This is a genomic window from Pseudoalteromonas sp. PSi26, assembly GCF_054960575.1.
This window is the reverse complement of record NZ_JBHNYT010000012.1, coordinates 41,817-54,716: the sequence shown is the minus strand read 5'-3', so window position 1 is coordinate 54,716 and position 12,900 is coordinate 41,817. Positions and strand designations below refer to the sequence as shown.

Below are 12,900 nucleotides of genomic sequence, written 5' to 3'. Positions count from 1 at the left end.
ATGGCTGTATTTAAGGCCATTAAAAACGGGCTAGCCTTAGCGCTAGTCTGTTTTTTGTTATCTAGTTGTGGGTTTCACTTAAAGCAAGCGTCAAGCCTGCCTGATAACCTAAAACTCATTACGCTTATTGGTGATGACGAAAAATCAGCTTTATTTGAACAGTTACAAAAAGAGCTGTTAGCAAGTGAAGTTGAACTTACCTCTTCATCTAAAAACGTAGCGCAGCTGTATTTACGTAAAGAAACCATAGAACGCCAAACGTTGTCGTTATTTAAAAATGGCCAGGTTGCTGAATACGAACTTGCCTATGGCGTTTCATATGTTCTAAAACACCCCAATAAAGATGCTATAGAAAAACGCTTTGAGCTTTATAGAAATTATCAAGACGACCCCGATAACGCACTTGCCAAAGCCAAAGAGCTAGAGCTGCTAATTAACGAAATTCGTAAGCAAGCAAGTCGTCGTATTGTTAGAGAGCTGTCGCAACTGTAATGCGCTGTTACGCTAATCAATTACCTAACGAATTAAACAAAGGCTTAAAACCTTTTTACTTAGTTTTTGGTGAAGAGCCTTTTCAAGAAGCACAGTGTGTTCAGCTAATTCGCGATACTGCCAAAGCACAAGGCTTTGATGAAGTAATTAAATTTACTTTAATGCAAGGGTTTGATTGGCAGGAAATAATAGCGCAATATCAAAGCATGTCGTTATTTAGTGCACGCACTATTATTGAGTTTGACCTAAACCAGCAAAAGCCCGGTGTAATTGGTAGTAATACCTTTAAGCGTGTCGTTGAGCTTGTTAACCCCGACACGATACTAATTATTAAAGGTGCAAAAGCGAGCCAAGAAGTACAACGCGGTGCCTGGTTTAAAGCACTCGACAAACAAGGTGTATTTGTACCTTGTTATCCACTGACTGGCTCGCACGTAAAACGATGGCTTGATGAGCAATGTCAACGCTTGGCTCTTAACATGCAAAATGATGCCAAATTAAGCCTTATCAATGCAACAGAAGGTAATTTATTAGCGTGTTTTCAGGAACTTGAAAAGCTCTCCTTACTGCATGGCAACGCACTTATTACCCAGCAATTGGTTATGCAAGGGCTATTAAATCAAGCCAAATTTGATATTTTTGATTTAAGCGATGCCTTATTAAATGGTCATGCCAAGCAAGCCATTAAAGTTTTGAACAAACTAGCCAGTGACAACACTGAAGTTGTGAGTATATTGTGGGCGATTACAAAAGAGCTCAACACCTTGATGAATGTGCAATTGGGATTGTTAAATGGTGAGCCAATCGCCAGCTTATTTAAACAAAATGCCATTTGGAAAAATCAGCAAGGGCCGGTGCAAAATGCAGTTAATCGCCTAAATATTACTGTACTTGAGCAAATTAATAGTGACATTGCTTTATTTGATGCAAGCTATAAACAAGGCAACTTAATTGCTCCTTATCAGGCACTTGCACATATTTGTATTAAGTTTTGTCAACCGCTCGATATTCCTATGCCGTGTCACAGCCTTAATTAGTTGCTTAACCTGTTGGACAGAAAAATGATTGCTATTTTTGGTGGCACCTTCGACCCCGTTCATCTAGGCCATATTAATATGGCTCAGCAATGTGTAAGCGCATTTAATTTAAGCACATTGTATTTTATGCCCTGCGCACTTCCTGCCCACAAAGCGGCACCAGGTATAAGCACAGAACATCGTGTTAATATGCTCAATGCGGCGATTAAACCGTACCCTAATTTTGCACTCGATTTAAGAGAGCTAGATCGTTCAGGCCCATCATACTCATTACTTAGCCTGCAAGAACTTCGTAAAGAGTACCCAAGTACACCTATATTATTTTTGATTGGAATGGATTCATTTAATTCACTAAATAAGTGGTTTGAATGGCAAACAATTACTGAGCTTTGCCATATTGTGGTGTATCAACGACCAGCGCAGAGTTGTCAGGTAGCAGGTGAGCTTAAGCACTACATGCAGCATGCCCTCGTGGATGACCCCGCTCTTATTACAGAGCATTTAGGTGGTAAACTTTACTTTTTACCAGGTAAGATGCTTGATGCAGCTTCTAGTTCTATTCGTGATGATCTTAAAAAAAGTAACAAAAAGAATGAACTATTACCCGATGCCGTTAGTCATTACATACAAATGCATCAGCTTTATCAAATTGATGCTTAAAAATGCCTAGCGTGTTAAAATATGCGCCATTAAATTTTTAAATTGAGACAAAACCTTGGATTCAAAACAACTACTCGCCTTTGCAATGGATAAAATTGACGATATGAAAGCGCGTGACATCGTTGACATAGACGTAACTGATAAATCAGACATTACCGATTACATGGTAATTTGCACTGGCACGTCTAAACGCCACGTTCAATCAATCGCCGACCACTTAGCAAAAGAAGCACGTCATGCAGATTCAGAGCCATTAGGTTATGAAGGCGAAAATGACGGCGAATGGGCACTGGTTGATTTAGGCGATGTGGTTGTACACGTGATGCAAACTGAAGCACGTAGCTATTACGATCTAGAAAAACTGTGGGGCTAACCACCCACTTGTTAAAAGCAACGCTTGGAAGTTATTCGTGAAAATACAAATGATTGCTGTTGGTACAAAAATGCCAGCGTGGGTAGAAGCGGGATTTGCTGAATACCAGCGCCGTTTTCCCAAGGATATGGCTTTAGAGCTAATTGAAATACCCGCCGGTAAACGTGGCAAAAATGCCGATATAAAGCGTATTTTACATATTGAAGGCGAAAAAACATTAGCCGCTATTCCTAAAGGCAATCGTATTGTTACGCTAGAAGTCACTGGCAAAGCGCTAGATACTCACCAACTTGCTAAAAACATGGAAAAATGGCAACTCGATGGCCGCGATGTAAGTTTACTTATTGGCGGCCCTGAAGGACTTGCTCCAGAATGCATTGCTGCATCGGAGCAAAAGTGGTCGTTATCGAACCTAACACTACCACACCCATTGGTGCGAATTATTGTTGCAGAAAGCCTATATAGGGGCTGGAGCTTAAATAATAATCATCCCTATCATCGCGAGTAACGCCTTGCTATGCTAAAACAAAGACCCACTATTCGCGATCACTCCGCAGAAGCTAATTTGTTTGCACGGCGTGCATTTGTGGGTTTTGTTTTTGTATTAGGGTTAGTAGCTGTTTTAATTACTAATCTTTACAACATTCAGGTAAAAGACCACCAAGATTATCAAACCCGCTCCAACGACAACCGTATTAAAGTTATTCCTATTGCACCTAATCGCGGCTTAATTTACGACAGAAACGGTGTACTGCTTGCCGAGAACAAACCCGTTTATAATCTCGAGGTGATCCCCGAGGAGGTTGATAACCTTGAAGAATCACTTGAGCAAGTAAGCCAACTAATCACGATTACAGAACAAGAAAAACAAGATTTTTTAAAAGATATAAAAAACACGCGCCGTTTTAAATCGCAAGTACTTAAAGCGCGCCTTGATGAAGCCGATGTTGCTACATTTTCGGTTAACCAGCATAAATTCCCCGGGTTTAGTATCGAGGCCCGTTTAGCACGTTATTACCCATTCGGCGACACGCTTACTCATGCCCTAGGTTATGTTGCAAAGCTAAACCGAAAAGAGCTGAACAAGCTCGAACAAGAAGGCCAAGCCACAAACTATCGTGCAACCCACGATATTGGCAAACTCGGTATTGAAAAATACTACGAGCAACTTTTACATGGTCAAGTCGGTTCGCAACGTGTAGAAGTTAATAACCGTGGTCGTGTTATTCGCACCCTGAGTATGCTTCCCCCACAGCCAGGTAGTGATTTAGTGTTAACGCTCGATATCGGCCTGCAACAAATAGCCCAACATGCACTCAAAGACATGCGCGGTGCGGTTGTCGTAATGGATGCAAAAGATGGCGGAATACTTGCGCTATATTCGAACCCAAGCTACGACCCCAATTTATTTGTACATGGTATTAGCAGTAAAAATTATAAGGCACTTCTTAACCCAGATCGCCCACTCATTAATAGGGCTACCCAAGGCCGATACGCACCAGCATCCACCATTAAACCGCATATGGCTATTTTAGCACTTGAAGAAAACATGGTGACGGAAGGGACAACCATGTGGGATCCGGGCTTTTTTGAAATACGAAACGTAGAGCACAAATGGCGCGACTGGAAACGTTGGGGGCATGGCCATGTGGATGTATACAAAGCCATTGAAGAGTCGTGCGATACGTACTTTTACGATACCGCGTACCGATTAGGCATTACAAAAATTAGTAATTTTATGGCGCATTTTGGTTTTGGCGACCTATCGGGTATAGATATACACGAAGAAACCACCGCGATATTGCCTTCAAAAGAATGGAAAGAAAATAGATTTAAAGAGTCATGGTGGCCTGGCGACACAATTTCTGTAGGCATTGGCCAAGGCTATTGGACCGCAACACCCATTCAAATTGCAAATGCAACCAACATACTCGTAAACAAAGGGGTTAACCACCCTCCTCACTTCGCGCAAGTGGCTAAAAAAGAGGACGATGTGACGCAAATAAATAATGAAGAAAAGCCACCTGTAGTACTGAACAATCCTGACAATTGGCGTATAGCCATTGATGCTATGCATAATACCGTAACTAAAGTCACAGGCACCGCCCACAAAGCGTTTAAGGGCGTAAACTACGACCCTGCAGGTAAAACGGGCACGGCACAAGTTGTGAGCATTGCACAAGGTGAAAAATACGATGCAGAATCACTTAAAGAGCGACAACGCGATAATGCCATTTATGTGGGGTTTGCCCCTTACAATAATCCTCAAATAGTTGTGTCTATTGTTGTTGAAAATAATGGTGGTGGCAGCACGGTTGGCGCCCCTATTGCCAGACAGTTAATGGATTATTACTTTGCAGCTAACCCTGTTGAACTGGCAAGGAATAACACCCTATGACCGCCCTGCATGACAAGCGCTCTATTTGGATGCGTATGCATTTAGATTTGCCTTTACTTATTGCCATTTTACTTATGATGGCTGGAAGCATTACGGTTGTGTACAGCGCAAGTGGCCAAGAGTCAGCGATGATGATAAGACACATGACGCGGATGGGTGTGGCCATCATTGCCATGGTAGTACTTGCACAAATTCCTCCCGCGACACTGAAAAGACTCACTATACCGATGTACTGCGTTGGGTTATTAATGCTGGTTGGTGTGTTGTTATTTGGTGTGAGCTCTAAAGGCGCGCAACGTTGGCTTGATTTGGGGTTAACTCGCTTTCAACCTTCAGAATTAATGAAGCTAGCAGTACCTATGATGGTAGCTTGGTATATTGGCCGTAAACATTTACCACCACGACCACTACACTTAATTTTTGGCTTTGCGATAGTAATGCTGCCAACATTATTAATTAAAGAGCAACCAGACTTAGGAACATCAATACTGATTGCAAGCTCTGGCATATTTGTACTTTTTTTATCAGGGTTGAGCTGGCGATTAATTAGCTTTTTAAGTGCAGCGGTTGCCTTAGCAGCATGGCCATTTTGGCAGTACGGTATGCATGCTTATCAGCGACAACGCGTACTAACATTTTTAGATCCGGAGAGCGACCCTCTTGGCTCGGGTTATCATATTATTCAGTCTAAAATAGCCATTGGTTCTGGCGGTGTCGAAGGTAAAGGCTGGTTGCAAGGTACACAATCACAACTTGAGTTTTTACCAGAGCGTCATACCGATTTTATTTTTTCGGTATTAAGTGAGGAGTTTGGCTTATTTGGTGTCTGCGTTTTACTTAGTTTGTACTTGTTTATAATTGGCCGCAGCTTATATATTGCAGTAAATGCACAAGACGCATTTGGAAAGCTGTTAGCTGGCGCACTGACTTTAACTTTTTTTGTTTATATATTTGTAAATATTGGCATGGTATCAGGACTACTACCTGTTGTTGGTGTGCCCTTACCCCTGATAAGTTATGGTGGCACATCGATGATTACGCTAATGGCCGGCTTTGGTATTATTATGTCGATTGCGACAGACAAAAGGATGCTTTTAAAATAATGCAACGTTACGCTCAAACTCTCATAACCATTTTACTCGCTATTACTGTCAGTGCCTGTAGTAGTGGTTCGAGTGGGCGTTACCATATGCGCCATGATTCAGCCCCACTGCGTGCGCCAACTGCGCTTGAAATGCAGGACGCCATAGTTACCGAGGTGCAAAAAAGTGCCAGTGCTTCTCGCCCCTACGAGGTACTCGGTAAACGTTACACCCCAATGCTTGACGAAACAGGTTATAAAGAAGAAGGCATCGCATCGTGGTACGGCCGAAAATTTCACGGCTACCACACTTCAAATGGTGAAATATACGATATGTTTGCCATGACCGCAGCGCATAAAACATTGCCTTTGCCTAGTTTTGTTCGCGTTACAAACACGCAAAATGGTAAGTCAGTCATTGTACGCGTAAACGACCGTGGGCCTTTTCACGATGACAGAATTATTGACCTTTCCTATGCAGCCGCATACAAGCTTGGCTATTACAAACATGGTACAGCAAAGGTTAAGCTTGAAGCGGTTACGCTTTCGAATTCTGCTGCTAATAAAACGTATATTCAAGTAGCTGCAGGCAGCACATTGGCAAATATTGAAGCCCTTGCACAGCGTTTACGCCAACAATACAAATTACCTACAAATATTGTTAAAAAAGACACTATTTATAGACTGCATTTAGGGCCAATAAAAAACGCGCAGCACGCAGAAAAAGTATTAAAAAAATTAAAACAAAATCAATTTCAAAACGCGTTCTTGCTTTACACTCAGTAAGACAAGTACCCAAACAAGCCCAACGACGCTCGCATCTCAGGGGTGTTTGGGTATAGAATGGCATAACGCGAATTTTTAACTTTAACCATTAATGAGTATGATGAAATCAATTAAACATAAAATCCTCAAAGGTGTATGTGGCTTAGTTTGTTCAGCCGCCGTATTTTCAGCCAGCGCCCAAATTATTCCGGCACCACCTCAAGTTAATGCAAAGGGTTATTTTTTAGTCGACTTTACAACAGGTAAGGTTATTGCTGAAGGCGAAGCCGATACTAAACTTGCGCCAGCAAGCTTAACTAAAATGATGACCAGTTATGTAATTGGTACAGAAATTAAAGTCGGTAACATAGCCCCTACCGACATGGTTACAATCAGCGAAAAAGCATGGGCAAAAAACTTCCCAGAGTCTTCAAAAATGTTTATCGAAGTGGGTAAGCAAATTAGTGTTGATGAGCTCAATCATGGCATTATTATTCAATCAGGGAACGACGCCTGTGTTGCTATGTCGGAGCACATAGCAGGCAGTGAGAGCGCTTTTGCCGACTTAATGAATGCTCACGCTGCTAAATTAGGTATGACTAACAGCCACTTTATTAATAGCCATGGCCTTGATACTGATGAGCACTATACTACACCACGTGATATGGCCACGCTAAGCGCCGCACTTATCAGAGATGTACCTGAAGAGTATGCTATTTATAAAGAAAAATCATACACCTACAACGGTATTAAACAATATAACCGTAACTCGTTATTATGGGATGAAAGCCTAGACGTTGACGGCATAAAAACAGGCCACACATCTGAAGCTGGCTACAGCTTAGTTACATCAGCCACTAAAAATGGTATGCGTTTAATTGCTGTTGTTATGGGCACCTCAAGCGAGCGTGCACGTAAAGTAGAAAGCAAAAAACTACTTAACTACGGCTTTCGCTTTTTTGAAACAATTACACCTTACAAAGCGGGCGACAGCTTTGCAGAGCAGCGCATTTGGATGGGTAACAAAGAAAATGTATCGTTAGGTATTTTAGAAGACACACCTATCACTATTCCACGTGGTCAGCATAAAAACCTAAAAGCTAACTTTGAGCTAGACAACACCCTTGAAGCGCCATTAGCTAAAGGCACTAAAGTAGGCACTTTATTCTTGCAACTAGAAGGGGAAGACATTGCGCAATACCCACTAGTGACACTTGAAGAAGTGGAAGAAGGCAGCTTCTTTAGTAAAATTTATGACTACTTACGTTTACAGATCATGCAATAATTTGTAAATAACTAAGCATATATAATTTAAGCGCCTCCATTGTGGGGCGTTTTTTTTTGCTTGAAAAATGCTAGAATGCGCCCCATATATGCATCACTGCTAAACGCCTATCTGTATTAAGCTTCGTGCTTTACATAGAGTTCACACTTTTGTATGAGGAGTCACTAACGTGGTTCAACCAGTTAAAAATACTAAATTTGATGAGTACCTAGAGTACCCTTGCCCATTTACATTTAAAATTATGGGTTTAGCCAACGTTAATTTGACAGATCAAATATTAGCAAAATTACAACCTATTGCTCCTGGTGATTACGCACCAAAAGTAAAACCGAGCAGTAAAGGTAATTATGAGTCTGTAACGCTAGTGGCTACGGTGACAAGCGGGAAGCACATTGAAGAAATTTACAACGTGATCAGTAATATCGATGACGTACGTCACATGCTTTAAGCCATAATTGAGATTTGTTGTGAACGAAAACACCTTGATCGTACGCCAACTAGGTCGTCAGCGTTACATGCCAATTTGGCAAAAAATGCAAGACTTTACCGACACCCGAGATGACAGCACTCCAGATGAAATTTGGCTTGTAGAGCACGAAAGTGTATTTACTCAAGGCCAAGCAGGAAAAGACGAGCATTTACTCGCCCCAGGCGACATTGAAGTGATTAAAGTTGATCGCGGCGGTCAGGTAACTTATCACGGCCCTGGCCAACAAATGATGTATGTATTATTTAATTTGCGCCGCTTAAAAATTGGTGTACGAGAGCTTGTAACCTGGCTTGAAGAGTGCATTATTGAGTCGCTTGCTGAATACGATATAGAAGCATACGCTAAAGCCGACGCACCGGGTGTTTACGTCAACGACAGCAAAATTGCATCATTAGGTTTAAGAGTTCGCCGCGGCTGCTCATTTCATGGCTTAGCATTAAATGTTAACATGGACCTAAGCCCGTTTTTACGCATCAACCCGTGTGGTTATGCCGGTATGAATATGGTGCAAACAAAAGAATTAGAGGGTCCTCAAAACCTACAAAGCGCAGGTGAAGGACTCGTAAAACACATGATAAAAAAGCTTAATGCAGCACAGGTTAAGCATACTGAAGGGTTTGAAAACGAATGAATAAACCAGTCAAAATGGAACCAGGTGTAAAACTACGCGACGCAGAAAAAATGGCGTTGATCCCCGTTAAAGTTTTACCAACAGAAAAAACCGAAATGTTGCGCAAGCCAGAGTGGCTTAAAATTCGCTTACCTAAATCAACTGAGCGTATCGATGGTATTAAACAAGCAATGCGAAAGCATGGCTTACATTCAGTATGTGAAGAGGCCTCGTGTCCTAACCTATCAGAGTGTTTTAACCACGGCACAGCAACCTTTATGATTTTAGGTGCTATTTGTACGCGTCGTTGCCCATTTTGTGATGTTGCCCATGGTCGCCCATTAAAACCTGATGCAGCAGAGCCTGAAAAGCTTGCACTAACAATTAAAGACATGAAGCTAAGCTACGTGGTAATTACCTCGGTTGACCGTGATGATCTTCGTGATGGCGGCGCACAGCACTTTGCCGATTGTATCCGTGAAATTCGTAAGCACAACCCAACCATTACCATCGAAATTTTAGTACCCGATTTCCGTGGCCGTATGGACCGTGCTCTTGAAATTTTAATTGAGACACCGCCTGATGTGTTCAACCACAACCTAGAAACAGCACCGCGTCTATACAAACTTGCGCGCCCAGGTGCCGATTACAAATGGTCATTAGAATTACTTCGTCGCTTTAAAGAAGCGCACCCAGAGGTAAAAACTAAGTCAGGCTTAATGGTTGGTTTAGGTGAAGAGATTAGCGAAATAGAAGAAGTACTTCGTGATCTACGTGCTCATAACGTTGACATGCTAACCGTTGGGCAATATTTACAACCTTCTAAGCATCACTTGCCAGTTAAACGTTACGTGCCTCCAGCGGAATTTGACGCATTAAAAGAGTACGCGGATGAAATTGGCTTTACTCATGCAGCCTCTGGCCCGTTTGTACGCTCAAGCTATCACGCTGACCAACAAGCTGCAGGTAAAGAAGTAAAATAATTACTTTTTATAACGCATTAAAAAAGCCATTACCAATTAAATTGTTAAGGGCTTTTTTGTGAGTGTTCTACATCCATTCTTTCGGCTACTTTGTTAAAACACCTTTTTTAATTACAAAATCAGCAAATAGTACTTGCTCTTCTTCAGCGCGAAGGCTATCGGTCTCTACTATTGAGCGGTAAATCCCCCATTTAGGGCGTGCAAAGTCATCATCGCTAACGCCTCGCCACATATCTATGTTTTGCTCGTTTATATTCAATAGTTCTTCATTGTCGCTTAAGCGGGTAAGGGTCATCTCAAATTGCCCCTCCTCGCTAAATGTGGCTTGAACAAAAACCTGTATCCACTCATCGGTTATCAGTGACCAATCTGTTTCTATGAGGTTTTTATCAAGTCCTGTGCTGTTACCGTTTTCGTCAAAACCTGCGCTATAACGCACCTGTAGTTGATTCCCTGTACTGTTTTTTTGCGCCCCAGAGAGTGTAATAATAGGCTGGTCGTCGTTGCCATTGGTGTTGTCGTTACTCTCGTTCCGAGCTTTTATTTGAAAAAAATGACTAAATTTACTCGTTAACTCAAGTTCACTACTTACTTTAAACTTCCAGTTGTATTGTACGGTTTCATTTTCAAAAGCAAGCGTTGCCGGGGGCGATTTATCATAGGACTTAATTTCGTTACGCTGACGATCACTCGGGCCTTTGTCTTTATCTTGGTCTTCATCGCGATGAGCTAAAAATACAAAGTGATTACCTACAATAGCGTCTGTATCTTCCACTATATGTATAACACCTTCGTGATTCCCGCTATACATATCAGGCGATTCAATTGAGCCTTCACTAAATACACTTTCTATCAAGGTATAAGCGCTTAGCCCTAAATTAACGCCATCAGCATTTAGGGTTGTTTCATCGCTTACTTCAAAATTATCTGGCTGTAATACGCCAACAACAGTAATGCTTATTGTCGCTTTAGTGCCATCCGCAGAGCTAATTACTATTTCATCAAGTAATGTGTCACCGATATCTAAAGCGGTCACGTTTGTGTTAGCGAGGTCCAAGGTGTAAGACCAACTACCATTACTTGAAAGATTAAATATACCATAACGTGTTTGACTGCTCGTCTGAGTAATAAACACCGCCTCACCAGGTTGCTCATCTGTTATAGAAAGCTCACCCACGACTGCACTTTGACGATTGTTTTCTATATTTGCTGATATTTCACCACTGATAATTGCGGCAGATTGTACCAACAGCTCAGTGCTGACCAACTCATTTTTCGAACTTGAACTCCCACAGCCCAATAATGAAAAACTTAAAAAGCAAACAGTATAGATATTTAATACACTCAAACGAAATATCGACATAACAAACTAACCCAACACATTAATGGTAAGTAAACTTTTAAAAATATAACTTACCAATTATTAATTTTAATAACTAGTTATTTATTACCAATAACTCATTATTCGCTTTAAGGGCTAATTAAGTGCTTTAAACTAATAGAAGTAACGATGCTAAAAATATAATTAGGTTAAAACCAAGTTACTTGAGATAATCTACCCGATACCATTATTTAGGTTAAATATGAAATTATTAGTTCGTAACTTATCTCGCACTACATCAGAGCAAGATCTTCGTACATTGTTTTCAGCGCACGGCAAAGTGACTACCTGTAACTTAGTTCTCGATAAAGAAACCGGCCAATCTAAAGGATTTGCCTTTGTAGAAATGCCAAACGATATTGAAAGCAAAAGCGCTATTAAAGCACTTAATCAATTAACCGTTGATAAAAGTAAGATTCGCGTAAAATACGCAGATGAAAAATAGCTGTTAGCTAAACACTTTTTTTAAACCAGCTAAATGCTGGTTTTTTATTGTTGGTATTACTTTTTATCAATCTTATCTTCCCTAAAATTGATGGTTTTAAACTGCTTTAACCATATGTTTAAAGTTCAATCCATTAATTTATATAAATTTATTAAAACTATTTCCAGCCTTGACGCCATTTTTCTGTGTTTTTAAGATCGCGCCAGCTAATTGGGTATTGGTTTTTAGAAAACACCGACTCAGTAATACAGGCTATTACATTAGCCTCTTCATCGTACTCTACTTCTACAATTACAAAGTGCTTTTCTTTATTAATGGCAGGTGTTGCAGTCCACTTGCTATTCAGTAATTTTTTTGGGTTTAGGCTATTCATAAAATTTAAAGTTTCTTATCAATTTGTAAGGCTTAATACGCACAATTATGTTCTCAAGCTCAATTAATCACTCTTAAATAAAAGCGTCAACGACTTCTACAGTTACAAAAAAACCGAATAAATTTCTTTATTCGGTTTAAGAACGCTCATTGCTATGACACTACCTAAATAGTGTAATAATTAATAAAGCTTAATCATCTTCAATATTGTCTAGGCCTTTTGTGCCCTCTTTTGGCTTAAGTTTGTGATGAATAGCCGACTTAATTAACATATAGCCACTTATTGGCGCGGTAATTAATAGAAATATAGTGATCAATATTTCCTTAACGCTTAAACCCGTTTCAGAGTTTGCAAAAAATACCATCGCGGCAATTAATATACTTGCCATACCTAACGTGGTGGCCTTCGTTGGGCCATGTAAACGCATAAAAAAATCTGGCAGTTTTAATAAGCCTAACGAGCCAATTAAAATAAACGTGCCGCCAAATAACAATAAAATTGATACAACCCACTCGCTAATCATCTTG

The 12,900-nt window shown here is 40.7% G+C and carries 16 protein-coding genes; 13 read left to right on the top strand and 3 right to left on the bottom strand.

Annotated elements, in window-relative coordinates; genetic code table 11:
* The 12 genes from ACFI34_RS13520 to lipA all read left to right on the top strand — a co-directional run bounded on the left by ACFI34_RS13520 (position 1) and on the right by lipA (position 10,174).
* Positions 1 to 492, top strand: coding sequence for an LPS-assembly lipoprotein LptE (locus ACFI34_RS13520; RefSeq protein ID WP_006793400.1), 492 nt, complete (start codon positions 1 to 3; stop codon positions 490 to 492).
* A complete protein-coding gene (gene holA / locus ACFI34_RS13515) occupies positions 492 to 1,529 on the top strand; it encodes a DNA polymerase III subunit delta (protein WP_008128152.1) in 1,038 nt (345 codons plus the stop codon). Before ACFI34_RS13520 ends, holA begins: the two co-directional genes overlap by 1 nt.
* Before the next feature lie 24 nt (positions 1,530 to 1,553).
* A complete protein-coding gene (gene nadD, locus ACFI34_RS13510) occupies positions 1,554 to 2,189 on the top strand; it encodes a nicotinate-nucleotide adenylyltransferase (RefSeq protein WP_462673867.1) in 636 nt (211 codons plus the stop codon).
* A gap of 55 nt (positions 2,190 to 2,244) precedes the next feature.
* Positions 2,245 to 2,562: a ribosome silencing factor gene (gene rsfS, locus ACFI34_RS13505; protein WP_006793397.1), complete on the top strand. Its 318-nt coding sequence runs from the start codon at positions 2,245 to 2,247 to the stop codon at positions 2,560 to 2,562.
* 37 nt (positions 2,563 to 2,599) lie between these two features.
* A complete protein-coding gene (rlmH, locus tag ACFI34_RS13500; RefSeq protein ID WP_462673866.1) occupies positions 2,600 to 3,070 on the top strand; it encodes a 23S rRNA (pseudouridine(1915)-N(3))-methyltransferase RlmH in 471 nt (156 codons plus the stop codon).
* A gap of 9 nt (positions 3,071 to 3,079) precedes the next feature.
* Positions 3,080 to 4,960 (top strand): penicillin-binding protein 2, encoded by a 1,881-nt coding sequence (gene mrdA / locus ACFI34_RS13495; protein ID WP_462673865.1) that lies wholly within the window; start codon positions 3,080 to 3,082, stop codon positions 4,958 to 4,960.
* Positions 4,957 to 6,063 (top strand): rod shape-determining protein RodA, encoded by a 1,107-nt coding sequence (rodA, locus tag ACFI34_RS13490; protein WP_006793395.1) that lies wholly within the window; start codon positions 4,957 to 4,959, stop codon positions 6,061 to 6,063. Before mrdA ends, rodA begins: the two co-directional genes overlap by 4 nt.
* On the top strand, positions 6,063 to 6,827 hold the full coding sequence (locus tag ACFI34_RS13485; protein WP_462673864.1) for a septal ring lytic transglycosylase RlpA family protein: 765 nt from the start codon (positions 6,063 to 6,065) through the stop codon (positions 6,825 to 6,827). Before rodA ends, ACFI34_RS13485 begins: the two co-directional genes overlap by 1 nt.
* A gap of 100 nt (positions 6,828 to 6,927) precedes the next feature.
* Entirely contained in the window at positions 6,928 to 8,091 is a 1,164-nt protein-coding gene (locus tag ACFI34_RS13480) for a serine hydrolase (RefSeq protein WP_008128128.1), read from the top strand.
* Between the two features lie 169 nt (positions 8,092 to 8,260).
* On the top strand, positions 8,261 to 8,539 hold the full coding sequence (ybeD, locus tag ACFI34_RS13475) for a DUF493 family protein YbeD (protein WP_006793392.1): 279 nt from the start codon (positions 8,261 to 8,263) through the stop codon (positions 8,537 to 8,539).
* A gap of 19 nt (positions 8,540 to 8,558) precedes the next feature.
* The gene (gene lipB / locus ACFI34_RS13470; RefSeq protein ID WP_462673863.1) at positions 8,559 to 9,212 is read left to right on the top strand and encodes a lipoyl(octanoyl) transferase LipB; all 654 of its coding nucleotides are present in this window, start codon (positions 8,559 to 8,561) and stop codon (positions 9,210 to 9,212) included.
* A complete protein-coding gene (gene lipA, locus ACFI34_RS13465; RefSeq protein ID WP_004585911.1) occupies positions 9,209 to 10,174 on the top strand; it encodes a lipoyl synthase in 966 nt (321 codons plus the stop codon). Before lipB ends, lipA begins: the two co-directional genes overlap by 4 nt.
* Positions 10,175 to 10,259: 85 nt before the next feature.
* Here lipA and ACFI34_RS13460 read toward each other — a convergent pair whose 3' ends face one another.
* Positions 10,260 to 11,537 carry a VCBS domain-containing protein gene (locus tag ACFI34_RS13460; protein WP_462673862.1) on the bottom strand — a complete coding sequence of 426 codons (1,278 nt, stop codon included), beginning with the start codon at positions 11,535 to 11,537 and terminating at the stop codon, positions 10,260 to 10,262.
* Positions 11,538 to 11,757: 220 nt separating this feature from the next.
* Here ACFI34_RS13460 and ACFI34_RS13455 point away from each other — a divergent pair, with 220 nt between their 5' ends.
* Entirely contained in the window at positions 11,758 to 12,000 is a 243-nt protein-coding gene (locus tag ACFI34_RS13455) for an RNA recognition motif domain-containing protein (RefSeq protein WP_006793389.1), read from the top strand.
* Positions 12,001 to 12,157: 157 nt separating this feature from the next.
* On the opposite strand, the gene ACFI34_RS13450 is transcribed toward ACFI34_RS13455, so the two are convergent.
* Both ACFI34_RS13450 and ACFI34_RS13445 read right to left on the bottom strand, forming a co-directional pair.
* Positions 12,158 to 12,373 carry a TIGR02450 family Trp-rich protein gene (locus ACFI34_RS13450; protein ID WP_462673861.1) on the bottom strand — a complete coding sequence of 72 codons (216 nt, stop codon included), beginning with the start codon at positions 12,371 to 12,373 and terminating at the stop codon, positions 12,158 to 12,160.
* A 190-nt stretch (positions 12,374 to 12,563) separates the two neighbouring features.
* Entirely contained in the window at positions 12,564 to 12,896 is a 333-nt protein-coding gene (locus tag ACFI34_RS13445) for a Na+/H+ antiporter subunit G (RefSeq protein ID WP_006793387.1), read from the bottom strand.
* Positions 12,897 to 12,900 lie beyond the last annotated feature (4 nt).

What these genes read in the sequence shown, in the direction of transcription:
- ACFI34_RS13450 (WP_462673861.1), bottom strand. Translation starts at nt 12,373, where the DNA reads ATGAATAGCCTAAACCCAAAAAAATTACTGAATAGCAAGTGGACTGCA.
- nadD (WP_462673867.1), top strand. Translation starts at nt 1,554, where the DNA reads ATGATTGCTATTTTTGGTGGCACCTTCGACCCCGTTCATCTAGGCCAT.
- ACFI34_RS13445 (WP_006793387.1), bottom strand. Translation starts at nt 12,896, where the DNA reads ATGATTAGCGAGTGGGTTGTATCAATTTTATTGTTATTTGGCGGCACG.
- rodA (WP_006793395.1), top strand. Translation starts at nt 4,957, where the DNA reads ATGACCGCCCTGCATGACAAGCGCTCTATTTGGATGCGTATGCATTTA.
- ACFI34_RS13460 (WP_462673862.1), bottom strand. Translation starts at nt 11,537, where the DNA reads ATGTCGATATTTCGTTTGAGTGTATTAAATATCTATACTGTTTGCTTT.
- ACFI34_RS13520 (WP_006793400.1), top strand. Translation starts at nt 1, where the DNA reads ATGGCTGTATTTAAGGCCATTAAAAACGGGCTAGCCTTAGCGCTAGTC.
- ACFI34_RS13480 (WP_008128128.1), top strand. Translation starts at nt 6,928, where the DNA reads ATGAAATCAATTAAACATAAAATCCTCAAAGGTGTATGTGGCTTAGTT.
- ACFI34_RS13455 (WP_006793389.1), top strand. Translation starts at nt 11,758, where the DNA reads ATGAAATTATTAGTTCGTAACTTATCTCGCACTACATCAGAGCAAGAT.
- mrdA (WP_462673865.1), top strand. Translation starts at nt 3,080, where the DNA reads ATGCTAAAACAAAGACCCACTATTCGCGATCACTCCGCAGAAGCTAAT.
- lipA (WP_004585911.1), top strand. Translation starts at nt 9,209, where the DNA reads ATGAATAAACCAGTCAAAATGGAACCAGGTGTAAAACTACGCGACGCA.
- ACFI34_RS13485 (WP_462673864.1), top strand. Translation starts at nt 6,063, where the DNA reads ATGCAACGTTACGCTCAAACTCTCATAACCATTTTACTCGCTATTACT.
- holA (WP_008128152.1), top strand. Translation starts at nt 492, where the DNA reads ATGCGCTGTTACGCTAATCAATTACCTAACGAATTAAACAAAGGCTTA.